Origin of the sequence: Melioribacter sp. Ez-97 (assembly GCF_051488665.1) — a bacterium.
Lineage (GTDB): Bacteria > Bacteroidota > Ignavibacteria > Ignavibacteriales > Melioribacteraceae > Melioribacter.
This window is the reverse complement of the sequence record NZ_JBPSEG010000003.1, coordinates 298706-321827: the sequence shown is the minus strand read 5'-3', so window position 1 is coordinate 321827 and position 23122 is coordinate 298706. Positions and strand designations below refer to the sequence as shown.

The following is a 23122-nucleotide window of genomic DNA, read 5'->3' as shown; positions in this document are numbered from 1 at the left end:
TTTAAAATGATCGAATTAAAAATTACAATCGAAGCGGCGCTGGCTCTGTTGCTCGACAGAATCAAAGTTGAAATGAAAATGCGGCATAAGTCGAACGACATAAGCAAGTTTGCCCGCTTCGAGGACTTAAGTTACAAACACCAGATTAAAATTGTGGAAGCGGCGATATTCGATACGATATTTCTGCTTCCCGTCGATATAATTACGCAAAAATCGAATCTGTCTCTGATTATTACCGAAACGGTTAAATCGCTCTATAAAGTCTTCAGAAAAGAAGAATTCCTGCTCTACAACAAAAAACAGGCGGATAAAATCATCAATTATATTTATAATTATTTTACGGCAAATCTTAAAGACGACGGATTCAAAAACAACTGACGTTTATTTTATCCGAATAATTTATGACGTTCGAGGGAAAATAGAAGGAGTTTATTAATGGACGCTGTATTGCTGGCAAGAATACAATTCGCATTAACGATCGGATTCCATTTCATTTTTCCGCCGTTGAGTATCGGACTGGCATGGCTGCTTGTAATATTCGAAGCTCTCGGCTGGAAAAGGAAAGACGAGGTCTACGTTAAAATCGGTAAGTTCTTCGGGAAAATACTTGGGCTCATTTTTGCAATGGGCGTCGCTACGGGAATCGTGATGGAATTCCAGTTCGGAACTAACTGGGCGGAATATTCGAAATTCGTGGGCGACGTGTTCGGAGCGCCGTTAGCCGCCGAAGGAATTTTTGCCTTTTTTATCGAATCGACATTTCTTGGACTTTATTTGTTCGGACGCAATAAAGTGTCGAAGGGCATACATTGGTTCTCGATTTTTATGGTGGCGCTCGGAGCGACAATATCGGCTTTCTGGATACTCGTTGCCAATTCATGGCAGCAGACGCCCGCCGGTTATGTGATTCGAAACGGCAGAGCCGAATTGACCGATTTCTGGGCTGCGGTATTCAATCCTTCAACATTGCCTCGTTTTTTCCATACTATTGACGCATCTTTGATTAGCGGCGCGTTTCTCGTTCTCGGAATTTCGGCATACCTTATTCTGAAAGGCAAAGAAGTCGAAACCTCAAAAAGAGCGTTCAAAGTCGCTTTGATATTCGGATTGATTGTCTCTGCGCTCGAAGTATTCCCGTTCGGTCACGAACACAGCAAACAAGTGGCGTTGACTCAACCGGAAAAGTTTGCCGCCACTCAGGGACTTTATACAACTCAAAGCGGAGCTCCGATAGCCGTTTTTGCCATACCGGTTGATAATCCCCCCGAACTCAAAGCTCCGATTGAAATTCCGGGACTATTAAGCTGGCTTGTCTTCGGAGACATTAACGCGGAATTGAAGGGGATAGATCAGTTCCCGCGAGACGAAATTCCCCCGCTCTTTCTCACTTTTGTTTCTTATCATAATATGGTTTTGCTCGGAGTCTATTTTATTTTTATTACTTCGCTGGCAACGTATTTATATTGGAAGAAAAAGCTGTGGGATAAAAAGAAGGTATTGAAAATTTTCGTCTGGTCGGTTCCGCTTCCCGTAATTGCCTGCCAGCTCGGATGGATTACGGCGGAAGTGGGAAGACAACCGTGGATTGTTTATAAGCTGTTGAGAACATCGGAAGCCGCTTCGATTACCGTAAGCGCGGGCGAAATTCTCTTTTCGATCATTTTGTTCGGCGTTATTTATCTCTTGCTCGGTTCGCTATTCCTTTATGTGTTATTTAAAGAAGTAAAACACGGACCCGAGCCGCTTGAAAACAAGGAGGTGACAGTATGATCGATCTGAATTTGATTTGGTTTATACTTATTGCCGTTTTGATTATTGGATATGCGGCGCTCGACGGTTTTGACTTAGGAGTGGGTATAATACATCTCTTTACAAAAGACGAAAAAGAAAAAAGAATTAACATAAATGCAATCGGTCCCGTTTGGGACGGCAACGAAGTCTGGTTAATAACGGCCGGGGGCGCTCTCTTTGCCGCTTTCCCGATGGTTTACGCTACGGTTTTCAGCTCTTTCTATATTGCATTAATGCTCCTTTTGACGGCTTTGATTATGAGGGCGGTTTCGTTTGAATTCCGCGGAAAAGTCGAAAGCAAATCGTATAAAAACATTTGGGATTCCGCTTTCGGATACGGAAGTTTGTTTATTTCGCTGTTGCTGTGCGTGGCGTACGGAAATATACTCAAAGGCATTCCGATCGATAGCAACGGAACTTTTCACGGTTCGTTTATCGGGCTTTTGAATCCTTACGCTCTCCTTGTCGGCTTAACGGGCGTTGCGTTGTTCGTTATGCACGGCGCGGTTTATATGACGACAAAAACCGACGGTACGCAACTGGAAAGAATGATTAAATGGGCTAACGGCGCGTGGATTGTTTTTATTTCGCTTTATGTGATTACAACAATCGCAACTTTCTTTTATGCAAAATATTTGTTCGACGGCATTACGTCGAACCCGTTATTCTGGATTTTGTTTTTGATCCTCCTCGGTTCGATTGCGCTGCTGCCGGTTCAGTTGAAAAGCGGGAAATATTTCCGGTCGTTTTTAATCTCGTCTTTAATTGTTGTTTCGGTAATCGGATTGAGCGCAGTAAGTCTTTTCCCTTATCTGACTCCCTCTTCAATTGATTTGAATTACAGTCTTACTGCTTATAACGCGTCTTCTTCCCAATATACGTTAAAAACAATGTTGATTATTGCGTTAATCGGAATGCCCCTTGTTATTGCATACACCGTTTATGTCTATCGAATTTTCAAGGGGAAAGTTGAACTTACGGAAGATAGTTATTAATAAAAAACAGGAGCGGAATTGAAAGGAATAATACTGGCGGGAGGCTCCGGAACCCGAATGTATCCCGTTTCGAAAATCTACAGCAAACAATTAACGCTTATTTACGATAAGCCTCTTATTTATTATCCTTTATCCGTATTAATGCTCGGCGGTATAAGGGAAATATTAATTATTTCGAACAACGAAACAATTCCGCTCTATCAAAAACTTTTCGGCGACGGCTCCCATCTGGGACTGTCGATTGAATACGCCGTTCAGGACGCGCCCAACGGCATTGCCGAAGCTTTTATTATCGGCGAAAAATTTATCGGCGAAGATTCGGTATCGCTCATACTCGGAGATAATATTTTTTACGGCAAGCTCGACTTCTTTTATAAAGCCGTTAAAGAAAACAACGACGGCGCCACGATTTTTGCCTATCAGGTTAAAGACCCGCAGCGTTACGGTATCGTTGAGTTTGATGAAAACGGGATGGCTATAAGCATCGAAGAAAAACCGAAACTACCTAAATCCGACTTTGCAGTGCCGGGATTATATGTTTATGATAATAAAGTAATCGAGATATCCAAGAACCTTAAACCTTCGGCGCGGGGTGAACTGGAAATTACGGATGTGAACAAAACATATTTGGAGCGGGGCGAATTGCGGGTCGAAAGAATCGGAAGAGGCGTCGCATGGCTCGATACCGGAACGCCGGAAGCGCTTCTTAAAGCCTCTCAATTCTTCGGAGTCATTGAAGACAGACAGGGATTAAAAGTTGCGTGCATCGAAGAAATAGCATACCAGAAAAAATTTATCGACAAAAAGCAGTTTCAAAATTTAATCGAAAGCATTCCGAAATGTTTGTACCGGGAATATCTGGAACGTGCTCTGGAAGAATAAATTAAACATAGTGTCGTATTTCAAAAAGATTTAAAATGCTTTTCAGCATGCCGCGCAGACTACCGGCAATAAAACTATTAACCCCAAAACCTCCGAACTCCCAAACCCCAAAACTCCCCAACTCCCTAACCTCCAAACTCCAAAACCCCAAAACTTCCAAACCCCTAACCCCTAACCCCTAACAACTAATCCCTAACCCCTAACCCCTATTTTATTATATTTACCCAATAAATTTTATTCATATTCAACATACATTAACATGAAAAGCCTTTACAAAAAAATTTTAATAGTATTCGGATGGATATTTGTAGGACTCGGAATAATCGGGATTTTTTTGCCGCTGATGCCGACTACGGTTTTTTTTATACTTGCCGCTGCGTCTTTTGCGCGCAGCTCCGATAAATTTTATAATTGGCTGATCAATCATCCGAGATTCGGAAAGATAGTAAAGAGTTATATGGAGCACAGAGGCATTCCGCGCAAATCGAAAATTATTGCAATTACAATGGTAATACTGACAATCGGAAGCTCGGCTGTCTTTTTTACTTCCGGCGTACTGTTGCGGGTTCTGCTGGCGATTATTGCCGTCGGAGTAGTAGCTTATCTGATCTCGCTGAAGACCGTCGATATTGCCGAAAGCGATTAATTTTGAGCGCATCGTCATTTAAATAAGGTAAATTTTCTCAAAGTTTATTATTTTTATCGCAAGATTTATACATCATACCAATCAAGGAGACAAATCCTATGGGGCTATTTTCCCGGGGGATGAAGGATGAACTGCACCGGCTGCGCGAGGAAAACGACGAACTGAAAAATACTCTTCATGCATTTGTTCAAAGGCATTCCAGCTTAAACGACATCGAAAGAAAAATTGCGGAAGCCGAAAAAGAGTACGATGAGCTTTCCAAACGCAACGAAGAACTCTCCGCCCTGGTTGAAACCCTGAATAACGAACTCGAATCGAAGAATAAATCGCTCGAAAAATTAAAGTCCGAGATTGCCGAACTCGAAGAAAAAAGAATAGTTTACGAACAGGAAGTCTCCGAATCGGTTCAGCCGCTTACGGACGAGTCCGCCCAACTCTTGAAGAAAAAAGAAGAAGAACTCGAAGAGCTCAACGGAAAATACCGCGAGTTGAACGAAGCGTACTTGAAACTCGAATCCGAATTCGTGGAACTGCAAAACAGAATTTCCGAAAATATGAACGGCGAAGACGTTCCGGCGGAACTCAAAGAATCTTATGCAGCCGTTGAAAAAAGAATTGAAGAATTGAAGGAAGAAGAAATACGGAAGAAAAAACAACTTGCCAAACTTGAAGAACAAATTTCTTTGAGCGAAGAAATTAAGACGAATCTCGAGAAATCGCTGAATGTAATTCTAAATCAACTGCAGGAAAAGGAACAGGTCTACTCCGAATTTTTATTCAACAGGGACGAAATAGTAGAGGAAATAAGAAAGAATAAAAATATACTCGGCGAATTGAACCTGAATATCGAGTCGGAAAATAAGAAGCTTGTCGAAATCAAAGAAGAAATATCTTCGCGTGAAAGCGATAAACAAAATCTTATAAACGAAATCAATAAACTCGAGAATGTAAAAAGACAACTCCAGGAAGGAATTCTTCAACTCAAAAAGGAAAACGAAGCCCTCTTTGAAGTGATAGGCAAACAAAAGAAATCGCTGGAAGAGTACGAAAAGAAAAAATTCGAGCTCGAAGAACACGCTCTCAACGTTGAAAATAAAGTAACGCAAACGCTGTCGAAATTCAACGAAGAACTTAATTCCCTGAAGCAGGAAATACTCGACAAGGAAAAGGAAATTTCTGCAAAGGAAAAATTGCTGCTCGAAAAAAAATCGACTATTGCGGAATTTGACGGGACGGTTAAAGTCCTCGAAAAAGAAAAACAAATTCTGGAAGAATCGAACCGCGCCCTGAGAAATGAAGAATACGAATTGAATAACAGACTCAATGCAATCAAGACGGAATATTCGGAAATTAAAAGCAGAATCGAATCTCTTAAATCGGAAACTCTGGTTCTCGAAGAACAAAAGAAATCGGTGGAAAAAGAAATAAAGAATCTGCTCAAACAGTCGAGCCAGGAATATTCTTCGCTCGACGAAACAAAGTACAGATTATCTCAGGAATTAAACGACGCCAGGACTAAATTAAGCGAAATCGAAAACAGATACGAACAATTGAAGAATGATTACAATAAACTGAAGCAGGAGGCTTCGGAAATAGAATTGAAAAAGGAGGAATACACGGCGAGAATTTCGGAATTAATCGCGCTGGAAAAAAGTTTGAAAGCCAGGATTTCCGAATTCGAAAAACAATTGGACAACACTTCGGATTAAAGGGTGAATTTGAAAAAAATATTCTTTCCTGTAATATTAACGCTCGCGCTCTCTTCGACAGCCCCCGTATTCGGGCAATCGGATTCGACGCCTCAATTCAAAAAAAATCCGAACTACGAAAGAATGAATTCTCTTTTCGATATCTACAAAACCAAACAGGCGGACATCGTATTTCTTGGAAATTCTCTTACCGCGGGAGTCGATTGGAGCGAACTTCTCGGCAGATGCAACGCTGTCGGAAGAGGCATTCCCTCGGACCTCCTTCCCGGCTTCCTGGAAAGGCTCGACGATATTATCCGTCTTAAACCTAAAATCGTATTCATTATGGGCGGAATTAACGACGTCTACAACTGGACGCCAGTCGACGAAATCTATTTTAATTATCTGAAAATTATTTCCAGACTACAATCGAAAAATATTATTCCCGTTATTACGTCGGTAACATATGCGGCAAGGAATTACGCAAAAGATTGGGGCGGCACGCCGGAAGTTAACGCGGGCAGAAATCGCGAAATAGACAAACTCAATAAAATGCTTAAGAACTACGCCCTGCGAAACAATATCGACTATATCGACTTGAATGAACTTATGGCAAACGCCGACGGTTTCATCAATGAAAAATACACGTGGGACGGATTGCATTATAACGCCGAAGGATATAAAATCTGGGCTGCGGAAATCGAAAAAATTTTATCAAAGCATAAATTATGAAGGGTGCATTATGGAAAAGAATTACATAAGACAACCGGTTGTTATTCTTATCGGCTCGTTGTTTCTTCTTTATCTGCTTTCATTTTTACATTATGAATATACAATAGCGGGTTTTACTTTTCGCAATGTGGATTTCTTTATGGACGTTAAACCCGACGCTGCGGACGAAGAATTTTCGCGCAATAACCGCGTAGCAATCGAGCCGCAAGCGTTATTTGCGGGATTCGATTTTTTAAAGCCTCTCGAATTTTTTACCGCCGAAAAAGACAACGCAAACTATGCTTACCAGGGTCAAAAGACGGGCTTTTACGGAAACACGGAACAACTTAAATATTTTTTTGAAGCTCTTTCGAACGCCAGGACGAAACCTTTCCGGATTGCCCATTACGGCGATTCGGTGATTGAAGGCGACCTGATAACCGCCGATATAAGAGAACTGCTTCAAAAGAAATTCGGCGGCGACGCTGTCGGATGGCTCGGAATTGTTTCGCAGGATGTGGCTTTCCGTACCACTACAAAACATACATTCTCCGATAACTGGGAAACCGCGTCGGTCTATACCAACAATCCCAAATCGTTAAAACTCGGAATCAGCGGCGAAGTCTTTATTCCTCAGGGAAACGCCTGGGTTGAGTACGAAGTAAGCCGGTTGAGAAGATCGCTTAAAGGCTTTTCGAAAGTAAGAATCTTTTATTCGGACGCTAAAAGTTCCGATATCTATTACTCGTTCGATAATTCTTCAAAAAAGTCAGCGCGTCTTAATCCCGGGAACGGAATTCAGGAATTGGTCCTCGATGCAGGGAAAACAGTCAAGTCGGTGCGAATTGAATTCCCTCAAAAAGAGCAGGCTCATTTTTACGGAGTAAGTCTGGAAGGCGCTCCTGGAATCTACGTCGACAATTTTCCGCTCAGAGGTAATTCCGGCGTCGATATCGCTCAGATCGATCCTTCGACGCTCAAAGAATTTTCGAAGTACCTTAATTATAAACTCATTATTCTCGAGTTCGGATTGAACATTTTGGGATCGCGAATGACAGACTACGGCTGGTACGTGAGGGAAATGGGAAAAGTAATTAAGAATCTGAAAGATGCATTTCCGGAAACAAGTATTGTAATGATAAGCGTGCACGACAAAGCGCGCAAACGCGGTTCGAAATTCGAAACCGATCCGGCTGTGTTTAAATTGCTCGACGCTCAGAAAAAGATCGCGCAAGACAACGGCGTGGCATTGTGGAGCTTGTTCGACGCAATGGGCGGCGAAAATTCGATGCACAATTGGGTAACGGCAAATCCTCCGCTGGCTTCCCGCGATTATATTCACTTCAATAATCAAGGCGCGGAAAGAATCGCCGAACTCTTCGTGGAATCTCTCCTCGACGAATACAATAAGAGGAAATAGCAATGGAAAAATTCAATATAGAAGAAGCCGATACTCTCTGGAAAAGGTGGAAGCTTAATGCGGAACGGTATCCCGATAAAGAAGCGGTGGTTCATTGGATCGCCGGAGAAGAACCATACAGGTGGACTTATAAAAATTTAATCGAAACGGCGGAAAAATTTTCCGTAGTTCTGAAAAAACGAGGAATCAAAAAAGGGGAAGTTTGCGCAATCATTATCCGCCACAATAAATTTCTTTATCCTCTTTATTTTTCGATTATACGATTGGGTGCGCTGCCCGCTATTCTTGCCTATCCTAATCCGAGACTCCATCCGGACAAATTCCGGCAGGGATTGGAGGGAATGTCGCAGCGGTCCGGGCTCGATTACGTTTTGACGGAAAAGGAACTCGATCCGTTGATCAGACCTTTGATAGACAGGGAGGGAAGCACAATTAAAAACATCTTCTTTCCGCTGGACTGGAATCCGGAAGAAGAGTTCGAATCCGGATTGAACGAAGAAATCGAAAAATCCGCTTCCGAAATCAAATTCGAAGAAGAAGCTTTTCTGCAGCATTCGTCAGGCACCACGGGATTGCAAAAACCCGTCGTTCTGTCGCACAAAGCTCTCCTTTATCACGTTAAATATCTGGGCGAGCGGCTCGGTATGAACCGGAATGATAAAGTGGTAAGCTGGCTGCCTCTTTATCATGATCTCGGTCTCATCGCCGCATTTCATATTCCGCTGGCATACGGTATTACAACAATTCAAATCGATCCGTTCGAATGGGTGCTTGCCCCCGTGTTGCAGCTCGAAGCGGCTACTAAAGAAAAAGCGACAATGACGTATATGCCGAATTTCGCTTACAACGTTCTTGCTGAAAAAATCGACGAGGAAGAGCTTGAAGGAATCGACCTTTCGAGCTTACGGGCAGTGGTTAACTGCGCCGAACCGATACGCCACGAAAGTCACGTTAAGTTTATCGAGCGATACAAAAAATATAATCTCGACCCGCTGGCATTAGCAGGAATGTACGCCATGGCGGAGACAACTCTTGCTGTAACTGTAACCGATTTGGGAAAGCCGATAAAAGAAGTTAGAGCCGACAGAGACGAACTTGCAAAGGGCAGGGTTAAATTGGCGGACGAAAATTCATCAGTCAGAATATGCGTCTCGTCGGGCAGGTTGATCGAAGGCTGCGACGCTCGAATCGTGGACGACAACCGACAGGACGTTCCCGACGGCATAGTCGGAGAAGTGGCGGTTAAATCCGTATCGATGTTCGACGGTTACCGCAATTATCCAGAAAAAACCGCAGAGGTCGTAGAAAACGGATGGTATTTTACGGGAGATTACGGTTTCAAATACGAAGACGAGTTTTTTATTATCGGCAGGAAAAAAGATATTATAATCGTCGCCGGAAAAAATATCTATCCCGAAGACATCGAAGACGCGGTCAATCAGGTGGAAGGTGTAATACCGGGAAGAGTGATTGCATTCGGAGAAGAAGACCCGCAATTGGGTACCGAATTTATTAGCGTGGTAGCCGAAACAAAAGCCGAAACGGAAGAAGAAAAAAACAATCTCCGCCTTGCAATACTGAAAGCGGGAATGAGCATCGACATAGGCATTCATAAAGTTTATCTGGTTCCGCCGAGATGGCTCATTAAAAGTTCTTCCGGCAAACCGAGCAGAAGAACGAATAAAGAAAGATTAATTGGCAATAAAGACCCACAAGTATGGAGCAGATAAAATGATTTCACCCGAATTAAAACAGGTTATACTGAAACAGCTAAATCTGGACGACTTCGACATTAAGGACGAAACCACGGCGCCCGAAGTCCCGGGCTGGGATTCGCTCAACCATATTAATATCATACTTGCTATTGAAGAACATTTCAAAGTGAAATTCAAAAGCTATGAATTGCTGCGCCTCAAATGCGTGGGCGATCTGCAAAAACTTCTCGATTCCAAATTAAACAAATAATCGTTATGACGTCGTTTATCGATTTCAATAAACTTATTGAACTCTTAAAATATCAACCGGGCGATCCGCTCGTTTTCAGTACCGCGCTTTTCCTGGCGCTCTTTACGTTATTCATGATTTTGTACACCGCGTTCATTAAAAATAATTCGTTCAGAATCGGGCTTATAATCTTCTTCTCGATTTATTTTTATTATAAATCCGCCGGATATTATGCGTCGATATTAATTGTGTCGGCGGCGGTTAATTTTTATTTCGGAAAATGGATTGCTGCAACGGAAAATTTTTCTTACAAGAGATTGATTCTTATTATTTCGTTGATTGTCAATCTGGGTCTTTTGAGCTACTTCAAGTACACTAATTTCGTAATCGATATTATTAACGGTATCGGCGAAGGGAATATAGAGCCGCTCGACATTTTCCTGCCGATCGGCATCTCGTTTTACACTTTCAAAGCTCTTACTTATGTGTTCGATATTTATTACGACACATTAAAACCGACCGACAGTTTCAGAGATTTTGCGCTCTATCTTTTCTTCTTCCCGAATTTGCTTGCGGGTCCTATCGACAGGGCGGCGGATTTTCTGCCTCAGATAAATAAAGAGCCGTTCATTACTAAAAAAGAACTCGGACTGGCTGTTCTGCTGATATCGACTGGTCTAATTAAAAAAGTGGTAATCGCGGACTACATCAGTTTGAATTTCGTAGACCGCATATTTGATTTTCCGCTCCGTTACACAGGCGTGGAAAATTTACTCGCCATCTACGGCTACACTTTACAAATCTACTGCGACTTTTCCGGTTATTCCGATATGGCGATCGGTGTGGCGTTACTGATGGGCTTCCGTTTAACTGAGAACTTCAACTATCCGTTCAAAGCTACAAGCATAGCGGATTTCTGGCGACGCTGGCATATTTCTTTATCGCGATGGCTGCTCGACTATCTATTCCGTCCGCTGCAGATGAAATACCGTAACCTAAGAGTTTTCGGCAATATGATCGGAATCTTTGTCACCTTTTTGTTGTGCGGGCTGTGGCACGGCGCAGGATGGAATTTTATCTACTGGGGCGCTCTTCACGGATTCATGATGTCGTTCTCGCTTCTTATACAAAAGCCGAGAGCGAGTTTGTTCAAAGCGCTGCGCATCGAGAATACAAAGTTTTTGCGCTTCTTCCAGACGTTAATAACATTTCACCTGATCGCGCTGACGTTCGCGGTATTCAGGAGTTACGATATGCAGACGGTTTTCGATATGCTTTCGCAGATAAACGAATTTTTCCACGCGGAAGTTTTTATCCAGTTTGTTGAAAAGATGCCTCTGATTACGGGATTAATGGCGTTGGGATTTTTATTTCACTTTCTGCCTTCGAAACTTTACGATTACAGTGTAAATCTTGTATCGAAGCTTCCTTTGGCGGGAAAAATATTACTGTTGACCGCTGCAATCTGGCTGGCGGCTCAATTTAAATCCGCCGATATTCAGCCGTTCATCTATTTCCAATTTTAGAATAAATCAGAATTCGATTTTTTTCTTTATCAGTTTGGGCGGATTTGTTTTTTCACGGCTGATTCCTACTGAATTCTTAATCGAATCGGACGCAGTGTCGATAACGTCTTTATTGTCCGTAAAGATTTCGGCAATCAGATCTCCTTTTTTAATTTTCATCCCTATTTTAGGATAAAAAATTATACCTGCTTTCGGATCGATTTTGTCTTCTTTTTTCAACCTGCCCGCTCCAAGCATAACGGATGTCATTCCGATTTTGTAAGCGTCGATTGTTTTTATGTATCCCGATTTCCCGGAGCGTATTTCTTTCCTGTATTTCGACGCGGGATATTTTTCAGGTTTCAATAGGAACGAAACGTCGCCGCCCTGGAGTTTCGTAATCTCAATAAATTTTTCAAAAGCTTTTCCGTTCGAAATCAATTCTTCGGCAATTTTTTTGCCTTCCCGGATGTTTTTCGATTTGCCGCCCAAATAAATCATTGCGCCCGCGAGCGTTACGCTCAGTTCGTATAAATCGTTTTTTACTTTGTTATTAAGAACAAGAATCGATTCGTATACTTCGAGCCAATTGCCGATATAATTTCCGAGCGGCTGGTTCATATCCGTAATAAAAGCAATAACTTTTTTGTCGAATGCTTTGGCTGTGTTTCCGAGCGAGAGTGCAAGTTCAACAGCGTCGGATTGCTTTTTCATAAATGCGCCGCTTCCGGTCTTAACGTCGAGCACGAGTCCTTCAATGCCTTCTGCGAGTTTTTTACTCATTATGCTGGCGGTTATAAACGGGATCGATTCGACCGTGGCGGTTACGTCACGCAACGCGTAAATTAATTTGTCTGCAGGGGCAATCTCTTTTGTTTGACCGATCATTACCGCCCCGCACTTTTTCAGAATGGATTTGTATTTCGATAAATTCAGTCCGGTGTGAAACCCCGGTATCGATTCGAGTTTGTCGAGAGTGCCGCCTGTATGTCCGAGTCCTCTGCCGCTAATCATCGGAACTTTTACGCCGGCTGCAGCAACGACAGGAGTAAGTATCAACGAAGTTTTATCGCCTACGCCGCCAGTCGAATGTTTGTCTATCTTTGCTCCTTCAATCGCAGAAAGGTCGATAATTATTCCGCTGTTGAGCATCGATTCTGTCAGATAAGAAGTTTCGGATTTATCGAGTCCCCGGATAAAAGCAGCCATTAAAAAAGCCGAAAATTGATAATCAGGAATTAAGCCCGAAGTAAAATTCGAAACCATGAATTCGATTTCGCGACGCGTAAGGTTTCCGCCGTCTCTCTTTTTTTTGATTATTTCTATTGTATTCATTTTCCGTTCTTTTATTATTTGAGCCCGAGTTCTTTGCACATTCTGTAGTAATTAGGAGGAGCAAGACCGAGAATCTTTGCGGCTTCGGCGTCCGAATTGGTTTTACTCCGGATATACTGAAAATATTTTAATCTCAGTTGTTTCTCCATCTCTTTTAGGGTGAGATATCCGTTTTCCGATTTAAATGATATGCCGTCGTTTCTGGGAAAGCCGCCCGGCGCGGATGTCGATTTGCCGATTGCGTTTGCTATCTGTTCCGGCGTAATTACGCTTTCTCCGTAAAAGAGAAGCCGCTGAACGAGATTCTTCAATTCTCTGACGTTGCCCGGCCAGTCGTAATCGACGAGCATCGACATTGCTTCTTCGGTTAAAGCGGGCATCGTCTTTCCGATTTCCAACGCATAATGATTCAGAAAGTAGTCGGTCAAATAAATTATATCTTCCTTCCGTTCCCTGAGAGGGGGAATATAAACCGGAAGCACGTTCAAACGATAAAACAGATCTTCCCTGAAGCGTCCCGCTTTTACTTCTTCGTCTAAATTCTTATTTGTGGCAGAAAGAATTCTTACGTCCACTTTTATTTTGTCGAGTCTGCCGAGTTTTTCTACTTCGCCGTCCTGCAAAACGCGCAGCAGTTTAACCTGCGACGTAATCGGCAGTTCGGGAATTTCGTCCAGAAAAATCGTGCCCTTGTCGCCTACTTCGAACAATCCCGGCTTTGCTTTGTCCGCTCCTGTAAATGCGCCTTTTTCGTACCCGAACAATTCGCTTTCGATTAATTGTTCAGGAATTCCGCCGCAATTGATCGGTACGAAATTTTCATATTTCCGGAGGCTGTTGTAATGAATGTTATATGCAACGAGTTCCTTGCCGGTGCCGGATTCGCCGGTAATCAGAACCGGAGCGTTGCTGTCTGCAATTTTTTTAATCTGTTCCCGCAGTTTTACTATCTGCTCGGAAACGCCGATGATTTGTTTGCTGGTAAGAATTCCTTCGACGTTTCTTTTAATCTTTGCTTTTGAATTGATTCGCTCTCTGAGCAGTTCTTTCTTTTCGTAGGCGTTAAAAATCGAAAGCACAAAATCGGTCGGTTGATAAATATATTCTTCGATGTCGACAGGATATTTTGTGCAATACCAGAAAGCTCCGGCTGTAATCAAGCTTTGAGCGAATTCGTAATCCGTCAGATTAATCGTCATTTTTGTAATGACGATTATTTGAATCGACGGGTCGGAGTCTTTTATTTTTTTTATCAGATACTCGCCTCGTATGCCGCCGGCAATCTGATAATCCATAATGACAATGTCGAACTCGTTCTTTTTTTTCTCGAGAAGTTCGATCGCCGATTTCCCGTCGGACACAACTTCGGATATAATAATTCTCTGACTGAAAGGAGCGATTGTGTTTTCGACGCGACGCACGTCGAATTCCTCGTCTTCGATAAGCAATATTTTGATGACGCTGTTTTTATTCATATCAAAAAAATTAATGAGGAACTAATATAGTAAATTTGCATCCTTTTGAGGGCAAATTTTCGGCGTCGATTTTCCAGCCGCAGCGCTGAACGGACAATTCGTAGGCTATATAACAGCCGTATCCGGAATTGGTGTGCGATATTTTTTTAGTGCTTACTTTTTCGAGAAAAAGTTTTTTAACCCCGTTTTCATCGGTTTCGAGCAATTCGGGTTTAATTCCGGCGCCGTCGTCTTCAATTGTTATGGTCGTGGATTTTGCGCCGGCGTCAAATTGGGTGCTTACTTTAATATTCAGAAAATCATCGCCGCCGTGATCGACGCTGTTCTGGATTAAAGGTTCTATAATTTCCCAGACGACGAATTCGTTGATATGCACGGGCGGAACGTTTTGATCCAGATCGAGTTCAATTTTGAAAGAGCCTGTTTTTCTGGCTGTGCGGTTGAAAATATTTTCCACTATAAAACGGATAACTTCGTTAATGTTAGTTCTGAAGGTGGGATTGCGTACGGTCTGAAGCGGAGGTTCGTACCATTTCATATCGTAAATTACGCGCGAAACGAAATTCGAGTATTTCAGTACGCGGTTTTTAATTTCGTCGATGTTCGCAACCGAAAGATTCCGTAAATCTTCTTTTATGAAGCCCATTATTTTTTCGGCTTTGTGGTGAGTGTGATAAATTCGTTTGGTAAACATCGATTCTTTCTGATGTTCAATTTGCTGTTTGATATTCTGCTCGTGTTCTTCGAGCAAAAGTTTTTGAGCTTCGTCGCGTTCTTTGACGGTATATGTGGAAATATAATACATAGCCAGAAGTCCAAGCAGAAACAACGCCGAATATATGAGGGAAGTCTCCTCGTAACTTGTAATCATTTCGCGTTGTACGAATGTAAAGTCGGGAGTGTTTTTTATGTAAAGCGCGCCGGCAAATTCGCCGTTCGGCACAAAAGGCACAAAGATGTGATATGTTTTGTTGTTTGTCGTCAGGTTTATAATTTGCTCGCTGCTTGAAATTGTGTCGTAGATTTGTCTGTACAATTCAATCGCGTTTTTGTGAGAAAGCGAATTATAAGTCGGGTTAGTATTGTCGATAAGATTGGCAAAGAGGGCGTTGCCGTTGTCGATGGCTACAATCTCGCTGCCACGGTTGACCAGCAGACAAATTTCCTCAATGTTTTGATGGAGTATCTGTTGATTAAGAATCATATCGAAGAATTGAATGATATGTCTTCTTTCTTCGGCTCCCATGTCTTCGCGCAGTTTAACTATTTCATAAAGCAGTTCGATGGTTGTCGTGTTCATGTTTGCGAGTCGTTCGGCGGAATTGCGTTGATACCATTCCTGTGTGTTGTCGAAGAAATTATGCATCGACGCTTTGTGTATGAAAGAAAGAATGAATTGGAACAATATCAGTCCGACGAACAGAACGGTGAGATGTTTGAACTCGAAATGATATTTTTTTATTCTGTCGAAGAGGATATTCTTTTCCATTTAAAATCCGGTCTCGATTTCCGAGTTGATGATACGTTCGATTTCCGTAAGCGCTTCGTTAACGCTGATCTTGTTTTTGAGCGCTCTGTTGATGTGGTACGAAATAACGTCCGAATAGCGCGTATATTTTTCGACAAAGGGTCGTCGCACGGCGTTTTTAAGCAGCGAATAATAAAATTCTATGTCCGGATTTTTTTTGATAAACGACGAATCCGAATAGACGGATTCGGTAACGGGCAGATAACCGGAATAATAAAACTCTTTTTGAATGTCGTTGTTCAAAAGAAATTTAATAAACTTAGCCGCTTCCTTTTTCTTTTCCGAATATTTGGAAAGCATCAGGTACCAGCCACCGATTGTGCTTCTCGATTTGCCGCCGTCGAATCTCGGAATTGGTGCCCTGCCGAAAAGAAGCGTGTCTCCACGGGAGTCGACGTTGTTACGGTACCATGTAATGAAGCCCGGCCAGCTTCTCAGAAAAAAGCCGTCGTTGCGCACATAATATGCGTATGATTCGTTTTCGGTAAAGTTTGTCACTTCTGGAGGAGTTAGTTTGTACTTGTAGATCAGATCTCTGAGCAGCGCGATTGCCCTTCGGCTTTCCGTTGTGTTGATTTTGATTTTGCCGTTTTCCAGCAGCGATCCGTTTTGGGATGCAATCAATTCCATAAAACTGCACATTAGCCCTTCGTATGCGTCGCCTGCAAAAAGGTAGTAAGGCGAGCCGCTTTGGGAGATTCTTTCTCCGAGCGTAATGAATTCATTCCATGTAATCGAACTGTCGAGCTTTTTTTTGATGTCCGGATAGCCGGGAAGTTTTTTCAGTTTATCTTTTCGGTAGTACATAACACCGATGTCAAAAAAGAGGGGGACGGAAATGAACTGTCCGTTGTAATAGCACGACTGAAGAGCTTCGGGTACGATTTCTTCGCGCTCGATTGAAGTAAAATATTCTCCTAACGGAGTTGCAAACTTGGCGAACCGGGGTACCCAGATTTGGTCTACGGAAAAAATATCGAGGCGTTCGCTTTTGCCTCGCAAGTAACGAATGAGGAGTTCTTTCCTTTCGTTAGTCGTAAATTTCTCGAAGGGAAGATCTACCGGAATCACTTCGATTTCGCCTTTGTAAAGGCGATTGAATTTTTCGATAGCGGATTTATGACTCGGAGATATATTGTCGGCAAAATAAATTTTGACCGGTTCCTTGTTGTCCGTTACCAGCAAATCGCCGAAAAGCGTTGTAAAGATAAAAACCGACACGGCGAAAAATGTGATTGCGGTAATTGAGAAATAAAATGTTGTAAGATATCTGTTCTTTTCTTTCATTTAATCCGTTGTTTGATCGGTTTAAAATAGGTTTTTTGGACTTAAGAGTAAACAAGCGTACGGCTTGCCTTTCTCTGAGAGGCTTTTGTTTGATATAATGTATAATGTCACCCCTCCGGGGTTAATGTGCGTCCGGCTTTGGGTTTGTTACAATAATGTCACGCCTCCGGCGTTTATCATGTCACCCCTCTGGGGTTTCGTTATATGGCTTGTTTGTTGTGATACAAAAATTTCACCCCTTCGGGGTTTCGATTCTCTGATGTATACGAAATTTACAATTATTAAAACCTTCGGGGTTTGTGTTTGATAAAATTACGTTGCTCGAAAATATCTTTCTCATTTCGTTACTATATTGTATGAATCCTTGTTTAACAGAAAACCCGGAGGGTTGAAATTATTCTAGGCTGGGATTGTCAACGGGCATCGAATCCGGGACGGGTGACATATTTTTCCTGGGACATTTTTATGCCACCCCGTTGGGGTTCTTAATTATTGTCCGGATTTGACGTATTACAAAAATGTCACCCCTTCGGGGTTGGGAATGATGATTTTGGGGTTTGTTATAATAATGCCACGCCTCCTGCGTTTATCATGTCACCCCTCTGGGGTTTCGTTTTGTGATTGGATTGTAGTTTTACAATAATATCACCCCTTCGGGGTTAATGTGCGTCCGGCTTTCGGTTTGTTAAAATAATGTCACGCCTCCGGCGTTTATCTTGTTCAACCTATCTTGCCGATTAGCCTTAATTCTGAGCGAAACAGAAAACCCGGAGGGTTGGAATATTTATAACTCGGATTCGCGGTCGAAGAAAAACCCGGAACGGGTGACATATTTCCATGGGACATTTTTATTCCACCCCGTTGGGGTTCTTAATTATTATCCGGATTTGACGTATTACAAAAATATCACCCCTTCGGGGTTAATGTGCGTCCAGCTTTCGGTTTGTTACAATAATGTCACGCCTCCGGCGTTTATCATGTCACCCCTCTGGGGTTTCGTTATATGGCTTGTTTGTTGTAATACAAAAATTTCACCCCTTCGGGGTTGGGAATGATGATTTTGTGGGGTGTTATAATAATTTCACGCCTCCGGCGTTTATCCTGTTCAATCTATCTTACCGATTAGCATTAATTCTGAGCGAATGATTAAACCCGGAGGGTTGACATTATTCTAGGCTGGGATTGTCAACGGGCATCGAACCCGGGACGGGTGACATTATGAGAAAACCGTAAAAAAATTAGAAGCTCGTGTATTCTTTAAATACTTTACTGCAAAATCCGATTATAAGAATAGGATTATCGGCATTTTTTGCTCAACCTGTAATTATTTAATTTTACCGTAAAGTGTCGATTTTCCCGAATCATTGATATATTCAACAATTAAAAAAATCAGGATATGTTGGAAAAGAATAAGAATCGGTTAATTATACTCTCAGTGGTTTTATATGAATTGTCGGTAGTACTTTTTGCGTATAAAATCAAAACCTCCGCGGGTCTTTTTTCGCTGCTGCCAATCCTGACAATTTCCTGGTTCTATGGAGTTCTCCCCTCTGTTATTGTCTCCGTTTTCTTTTTTCTCCTGAATTATATCAACTTCTTTGTTCTGATAAATGTTAGTCAAGTTCAGATGCCCGATGTGCTTGCCGGCTTTTTGCAGTTGGTTATTGCCGTATTGGTCGGTTTGGCAGGTACGTTTCAGAGAAAATTTTTAAAGGTCAACCGTGAATTACAAGAAAAAAACGAATATTTGAGCAACGCCATAGATATCAAAAACAAAGCGGAAAACCGCCTGGTTGAAAAACTCGAACATATTCGAATTATAACTAAAATTTCTTCCGACTTCATCAACATTCATCCGCTGCAGATTGAATTGCGAATTAAGAGCACGCTCGAAATGATTGCCTCGCTAATCGGAGCCGAGAGAGGATATATTTTTCTAGAATCGGAAAATAAAACATACGAATTGATGACCGAATATTTTTGCCCGAACTGCATTCCGCTCAGTAAAAAAATTATGCGTTTCGAAACCGATCAATTCGAAGATATTCTCGTAACGTTGAGAAACGGCGCATACATCGAAGTTAATACGGCTTTCTGGAAATCGCCGTTGAAGAATGTTTTCAACGCCGCCAAGATTATTTTTCTGCCGCTCCTGTCGAGCGAAAAGTTGATCGGCTTTGTGGGATACGATTCTAAAAACGAAAATAAAAACTGGGACAAAGAATATATCGAATTGCTTACGCTCAGCGCGCACGCTATATCGAATGCCATTCAAAGAAAAAAATCCGACGATAAAATTACAGCGCAGTACAACGAGCTTTCTCTCAAAAGCATTGAGTTGGTTCAAAGCAATCGCGAAATGAAAAAACTGAATCAGAAACTGACGGACATATCGAAAGAACTCTACGAAAGCGAGAAAAAATTCAGAGAACTGGCGGAAAATATCGAAGACGTAATCTGGCTGCAGGAAGGAAGAAAATTCCTCTATATTAATCCCGCTTATGAGAGAGTTTGGGGCTCGAAGAGGGAAATTCTCTACGAGCGCGCAAACGACTTCGTAGATAAAATTCATCCCGAAGAAAAACGTGAAATGGTTAAAGAATTTGTTTATCACGATTACGACAGAGAGGGGGTGTTTCAAAAGGAATTCAGACTTGTCGATTCCAAAGGGAATGTAAAATGGATTTACGCTAAGGCTTTTCCTATTGCCAAAATCAACGGCAGCTACCGGGTTGCCGGAATTGCCCAGGATATTACTTTACGCAAGAAAGTGGAAGAAGAAATCAAAAAAGCCCTCGACAAGGCAATCGAATTGAATCAATTGAAATCGAGATTTATTTCGATGGTTTCCCACGAAATAAGAACTCCTTTGACCGCAATTCAAACTTCCGCGGAGATACTTCAACTCTACCGGAATAAACTGACAAAATCGGAAGCCGAAACTCATTTTAACAATATTTTTACTTCGATTGAGTCGATGATTTCGATGTTGAACGACATAACGTCTTTGAGCAAATCCGACATGCAGGAAGTTCAACCCAGGTACGAAGAAATCGACGTGTATGACATGATTAACGAACTGGCGGAGAATTTCAAACTTCTTAAAAACACGGATGTTATTGTAGATTTGAAAGGCGAAAGATTTACCGCCGAACTCGACCCGAAACTCTTTTCGCAAGTCGCATACAATATTATAAGCAACGCCGTCAAATTCTCGCCGGCAGTAAATAAGGTGTGGTTGACATTAAGTTCCGGCGACAAAGAATTCAGCCTAACCGTAAAAGACGAGGGCATCGGTATACCCGAATACGAACTGAAAGATATTTTCAATCCTTTTTTCAGAGCCGCCAATGCGGTAAATTATAACGGAACCGGATTGGGGCTTACGATTGTTAAGCGATGGACTGAAGCCCTGAAAGGCAGAATTGAAATTAAAAGCAAACTGAACAAAGGCACGACCGTGACCGTAACTTTTCCCTTACGAAGGAGCGACTAATGAAAACCATCTTGATAATCGAAGACGACTCGTTAATCCGTACCAATCTCCAGTATTTACTGAATAAAGGAGATTACAGATTGCTGATTGCCTCAAACGGCGAGGAGGGAATTAAAATCGCAAGAAAAGACCGACCCGACTTGATAATTTGCGACATTTTAATGCCGGGAATCGACGGCTTCGAAGTTAAAAGACGGCTCGAAGAAGACGAGAGTACGGCTTTTATACCTTTTATTTTCCTTACGGCAAAAGCCGACTACGATGATTTACGGAAAGGCATGAACTTGGGCGCCGACGATTATATCTATAAGCCGTTTAAGGCTGCAGACCTGCTCAATACAATCGAACTGAGATTAGCTAAATACGAAACGCTGAAAAAATTCAATAACGGAGGAAAAAACGGCAATAGATTTTCGTACGAGGATTCCCTATTTATCGAAACTGGAGATACTCCTGTCTTGATAAAAATTAAAGAAATTGCGCTGATCGAATCCGAAAAGAGCGGCACAAATTTATTCCTTACTCAGGGCAGAAAATATTATACGAATAAATTGGTCAAAGTTTGGGAAGAACTCCTGCCTTCCAATCATTTCCTTCGCATAAGAAAATCGATTATTATCAATATGAATTTTATTGAGCAGGTAGAAAAAGTAAATTATCGCAAATATTTTGTGATTATGAAGGAATTGAATAAAAAAATCGAAATCAGTCAGCGATTCATTATAAAAATAAAAGATAAAATCGGCGTATAATTTAAATGCCGTTAATTAAATAGGACATCAACTCGCTTATTTTTCCAAAAACCCGCTTATTTGCTTGGCTCATCGCTTGTCGAAAATCGTTCAAAAACAGATTAAAACCGGCGATAATTTCCCATGAACTCAAAAAAAAGGGGAAATTATGGCTGCAGAAACGCAAACTTCAAACGACATACTTCAACTCGTAAGCTTTAAGATAGGAAAAGAAGAATTCGGCATCGATATCCTCAAAGTGCAGGAGATCAACCGAATGCTGAACCTTACCAAAGTGCCCAACGCTCCGTATTATATCGACGGAGTGGTAAATCTGAGAGGGAGAATTATTCCGATTGTTAATCTTCGCGCCAAACTCGGTATGGAGCGAAGGGAAGCCGACAGAAATTCCAGAATAGTAGTGGTAGAATTGAGCGGCAAGACAATCGGATTTCTCGTCGACGAGGTTAGCGAAGTGCTCCGCATTCCCGAGAGTATAACCGAGCAGCCTCCGGCTATGGTAGCGGGAGTCGATTCGTCGTTTATAAGGGCTATCGGTAAACTCGAAGACAGACTTTTGATACTGCTCGACCTGGAAAAAGTTTTATCTGCCGAAGAAACTAATTACTTAAACTCTTTATCAAATTAGAAAGGGAAGTTATGAAAAATAAATTAATTCTTTTCTTGTTAATCGCCGCTGCGGTTGCGGCTCAGGATAAATCCGAGAGTTCGATGAAATTCTTCGGTTACGTGCGCAGCTGGTACTCAGCCGACTTTTCGGAAAATCAAGGCGAATTCAATGTTAAAATGGCGCGTTTCGGAGTTAAGGGAAACGTCAATGAATTCGCCGGATACCGTCTGTTTGTCGATTTTGCCCGCCTGGGCAAATTGAAAACCTCGTATACCGATATCGACGGTCAAAGCGTCGTCTCTTCGGTAAACGCATCGTTCTCCGATGTGCTCCTCGACGCGCAGGCAATTCTTAAACCCGCCAAAAATTTTACGCTGTCTCTCGGACAATATAAAGTTCCGTTCGGCACAGACAATCTGAAAAGCGCCGCCGAAATCGAATTTGTAAACAGACCCCTGTTAACAAGCGTTACGCCCGGCTTGAGAGACGTCGGCGTAATGGGCGAATATAAATTCAACGGCGGAATCCCGATGAAATTAAGCGCCGGACTTTTTAACGGCAGCGGACAAAACAAGAGCGAGAACGACAATACGGCTAATTATTCGGTCCGCGCCGTAGCGGAATTAACCGAAGGCTTCGAATTATCGGCTAATTATTACGGAGGCAGACTGAACGACGCCGATGTAAATATTTTCGATCTAGGAGCCGCATTCGAATACAATAACTTTACTCTTAACGGCGAATACGGTCAGCGAAATACGGATTTGAATTCGTCTTCAATGACTTCGAACGCCTTCTTTGTTTACGGCGTTTATTCGATAAAACTCGATAATTCGATTTTCTCTTACATTATGCCCGCAGTAAGGTACGAGTATTTCGAACCGAGCTCCTCAATCGAATCAAATGAAGTCGAAAGAATTACGGGCGGCTTATCGTTCCAGTTTGCCAAAGTTAATTTTGCGCAGCTCAGAATTAATTATGAACTATATAATTATAAAGACGGCAGAGAGAACGCTAACAAGTTATTCATTGAATTGCAAACAAGGTTTTAACAGGA

The 23122-nt window shown here is 42.1% G+C and carries 19 protein-coding genes; 15 read left to right on the top strand and 4 right to left on the bottom strand.

Going from position 1 to position 23122, the window contains the following annotated elements; translation table 11 throughout:
• Window positions 1-6: 6 nt before the first annotated feature.
• The 11 genes from ACSSWA_RS06005 to ACSSWA_RS05955 all read left to right on the top strand — a co-directional run bounded on the left by ACSSWA_RS06005 (window position 7) and on the right by ACSSWA_RS05955 (window position 11603).
• A complete protein-coding gene (locus tag ACSSWA_RS06005) occupies window positions 7-378 on the top strand; it encodes a hypothetical protein (RefSeq protein ID WP_437355651.1) in 372 nt (123 codons plus the stop codon).
• A 57-nt stretch (window positions 379-435) separates the two neighbouring features.
• Window positions 436-1770, top strand: a complete 1335-nt coding sequence (locus ACSSWA_RS06000) for a cytochrome ubiquinol oxidase subunit I (protein ID WP_437355650.1) — start codon at window positions 436-438, stop codon at window positions 1768-1770.
• Window positions 1767-2786 carry a cytochrome d ubiquinol oxidase subunit II gene (gene cydB / locus ACSSWA_RS05995; protein WP_437355649.1) on the top strand — a complete coding sequence of 340 codons (1020 nt, stop codon included), beginning with the start codon at window positions 1767-1769 and terminating at the stop codon, window positions 2784-2786. Before ACSSWA_RS06000 ends, cydB begins: the two co-directional genes overlap by 4 nt.
• An 18-nt stretch (window positions 2787-2804) precedes the next feature.
• Complete coding sequence (rfbA, locus tag ACSSWA_RS05990) at window positions 2805-3668, top strand: glucose-1-phosphate thymidylyltransferase RfbA (RefSeq protein ID WP_437355648.1); 864 nt, start codon at window positions 2805-2807, stop codon at window positions 3666-3668.
• 259 nt (window positions 3669-3927) lie between these two features.
• Window positions 3928-4314, top strand: a complete 387-nt coding sequence (locus ACSSWA_RS05985) for a YbaN family protein (protein ID WP_437355647.1) — start codon at window positions 3928-3930, stop codon at window positions 4312-4314.
• Between the two features lie 119 nt (window positions 4315-4433).
• Window positions 4434-6023, top strand: coding sequence for a hypothetical protein (locus tag ACSSWA_RS05980; protein ID WP_437355646.1), 1590 nt, complete (start codon window positions 4434-4436; stop codon window positions 6021-6023).
• A gap of 9 nt (window positions 6024-6032) precedes the next feature.
• Window positions 6033-6734 carry a GDSL-type esterase/lipase family protein gene (locus ACSSWA_RS05975; RefSeq protein WP_437355645.1) on the top strand — a complete coding sequence of 234 codons (702 nt, stop codon included), beginning with the start codon at window positions 6033-6035 and terminating at the stop codon, window positions 6732-6734.
• 10 nt (window positions 6735-6744) lie between these two features.
• Window positions 6745-8133 (top strand): hypothetical protein, encoded by a 1389-nt coding sequence (locus ACSSWA_RS05970; protein ID WP_437355644.1) that lies wholly within the window; start codon window positions 6745-6747, stop codon window positions 8131-8133.
• A 2-nt stretch (window positions 8134-8135) separates the two neighbouring features.
• Window positions 8136-9863, top strand: coding sequence for an AMP-binding protein (locus ACSSWA_RS05965; RefSeq protein ID WP_437355643.1), 1728 nt, complete (start codon window positions 8136-8138; stop codon window positions 9861-9863).
• 1 nt (window position 9864) lies between these two features.
• Complete coding sequence (locus ACSSWA_RS05960; protein ID WP_014855512.1) at window positions 9865-10098, top strand: acyl carrier protein; 234 nt, start codon at window positions 9865-9867, stop codon at window positions 10096-10098.
• Window positions 10099-10103: 5 nt separating this feature from the next.
• A complete protein-coding gene (locus ACSSWA_RS05955; protein ID WP_437355642.1) occupies window positions 10104-11603 on the top strand; it encodes an MBOAT family O-acyltransferase in 1500 nt (499 codons plus the stop codon).
• Window positions 11604-11609: 6 nt separating this feature from the next.
• Here the strand turns inward: ACSSWA_RS05955 and ACSSWA_RS05950 are convergent, their stop codons facing one another.
• From ACSSWA_RS05950 to ACSSWA_RS05935, 4 genes are read right to left on the bottom strand one after another with little or no spacing between them, the layout of a single operon-like run.
• Window positions 11610-12917 (bottom strand): thymidine phosphorylase, encoded by a 1308-nt coding sequence (locus ACSSWA_RS05950; RefSeq protein ID WP_437355641.1) that lies wholly within the window; start codon window positions 12915-12917, stop codon window positions 11610-11612.
• Between the two features lie 14 nt (window positions 12918-12931).
• A complete protein-coding gene (locus ACSSWA_RS05945) occupies window positions 12932-14392 on the bottom strand; it encodes a sigma-54-dependent transcriptional regulator (RefSeq protein WP_437355640.1) in 1461 nt (486 codons plus the stop codon).
• 10 nt (window positions 14393-14402) lie between these two features.
• Window positions 14403-15881, bottom strand: a complete 1479-nt coding sequence (locus ACSSWA_RS05940) for a sensor histidine kinase (protein WP_437355639.1) — start codon at window positions 15879-15881, stop codon at window positions 14403-14405.
• Window positions 15882-17207: an extracellular solute-binding protein gene (locus tag ACSSWA_RS05935; protein ID WP_437355638.1), complete on the bottom strand. Its 1326-nt coding sequence runs from the start codon at window positions 17205-17207 to the stop codon at window positions 15882-15884. It abuts the gene before it with no gap.
• Between the two features lie 1396 nt (window positions 17208-18603).
• Here ACSSWA_RS05935 and ACSSWA_RS05930 point away from each other — a divergent pair.
• The 4 genes from ACSSWA_RS05930 to ACSSWA_RS05915 all read left to right on the top strand — a co-directional run bounded on the left by ACSSWA_RS05930 (window position 18604) and on the right by ACSSWA_RS05915 (window position 23117).
• Complete coding sequence (locus tag ACSSWA_RS05930) at window positions 18604-20703, top strand: PAS domain-containing sensor histidine kinase (protein ID WP_437355637.1); 2100 nt, start codon at window positions 18604-18606, stop codon at window positions 20701-20703.
• Window positions 20703-21455: a LytR/AlgR family response regulator transcription factor gene (locus tag ACSSWA_RS05925; RefSeq protein ID WP_437355636.1), complete on the top strand. Its 753-nt coding sequence runs from the start codon at window positions 20703-20705 to the stop codon at window positions 21453-21455. The genes ACSSWA_RS05930 and ACSSWA_RS05925 overlap by 1 nt, the downstream gene beginning before the upstream one ends.
• A 148-nt stretch (window positions 21456-21603) precedes the next feature.
• Window positions 21604-22083, top strand: coding sequence for a chemotaxis protein CheW (locus ACSSWA_RS05920; protein ID WP_437355635.1), 480 nt, complete (start codon window positions 21604-21606; stop codon window positions 22081-22083).
• A gap of 11 nt (window positions 22084-22094) precedes the next feature.
• Entirely contained in the window at window positions 22095-23117 is a 1023-nt protein-coding gene (locus tag ACSSWA_RS05915; RefSeq protein WP_437355634.1) for a porin, read from the top strand.
• Window positions 23118-23122 lie beyond the last annotated feature (5 nt).

Bases quoted from the DNA above. Each gene is read 5' to 3' on its own strand.
- ACSSWA_RS05985 (WP_437355647.1), top strand. From the start codon at position 3,928: ATGAAAAGCCTTTACAAAAAAATTTTAATAGTATTCGGATGGATATTT.
- ACSSWA_RS05920 (WP_437355635.1), top strand. From the start codon at position 21,604: ATGGCTGCAGAAACGCAAACTTCAAACGACATACTTCAACTCGTAAGC.
- ACSSWA_RS05950 (WP_437355641.1), bottom strand. From the start codon at position 12,917: ATGAATACAATAGAAATAATCAAAAAAAAGAGAGACGGCGGAAACCTT.
- ACSSWA_RS05970 (WP_437355644.1), top strand. From the start codon at position 6,745: ATGGAAAAGAATTACATAAGACAACCGGTTGTTATTCTTATCGGCTCG.
- ACSSWA_RS05955 (WP_437355642.1), top strand. From the start codon at position 10,104: ATGACGTCGTTTATCGATTTCAATAAACTTATTGAACTCTTAAAATAT.
- ACSSWA_RS05980 (WP_437355646.1), top strand. From the start codon at position 4,434: ATGAAGGATGAACTGCACCGGCTGCGCGAGGAAAACGACGAACTGAAA.
- ACSSWA_RS05945 (WP_437355640.1), bottom strand. From the start codon at position 14,392: ATGAATAAAAACAGCGTCATCAAAATATTGCTTATCGAAGACGAGGAA.
- ACSSWA_RS05925 (WP_437355636.1), top strand. From the start codon at position 20,703: ATGAAAACCATCTTGATAATCGAAGACGACTCGTTAATCCGTACCAAT.
- ACSSWA_RS06005 (WP_437355651.1), top strand. From the start codon at position 7: ATGATCGAATTAAAAATTACAATCGAAGCGGCGCTGGCTCTGTTGCTC.
- ACSSWA_RS05935 (WP_437355638.1), bottom strand. From the start codon at position 17,207: ATGAAAGAAAAGAACAGATATCTTACAACATTTTATTTCTCAATTACC.
- cydB (WP_437355649.1), top strand. From the start codon at position 1,767: ATGATCGATCTGAATTTGATTTGGTTTATACTTATTGCCGTTTTGATT.
- ACSSWA_RS05930 (WP_437355637.1), top strand. From the start codon at position 18,604: ATGTTGGAAAAGAATAAGAATCGGTTAATTATACTCTCAGTGGTTTTA.
- ACSSWA_RS05915 (WP_437355634.1), top strand. From the start codon at position 22,095: ATGAAAAATAAATTAATTCTTTTCTTGTTAATCGCCGCTGCGGTTGCG.
- ACSSWA_RS06000 (WP_437355650.1), top strand. From the start codon at position 436: ATGGACGCTGTATTGCTGGCAAGAATACAATTCGCATTAACGATCGGA.
- ACSSWA_RS05960 (WP_014855512.1), top strand. From the start codon at position 9,865: ATGATTTCACCCGAATTAAAACAGGTTATACTGAAACAGCTAAATCTG.
- ACSSWA_RS05965 (WP_437355643.1), top strand. From the start codon at position 8,136: ATGGAAAAATTCAATATAGAAGAAGCCGATACTCTCTGGAAAAGGTGG.
- ACSSWA_RS05940 (WP_437355639.1), bottom strand. From the start codon at position 15,881: ATGGAAAAGAATATCCTCTTCGACAGAATAAAAAAATATCATTTCGAG.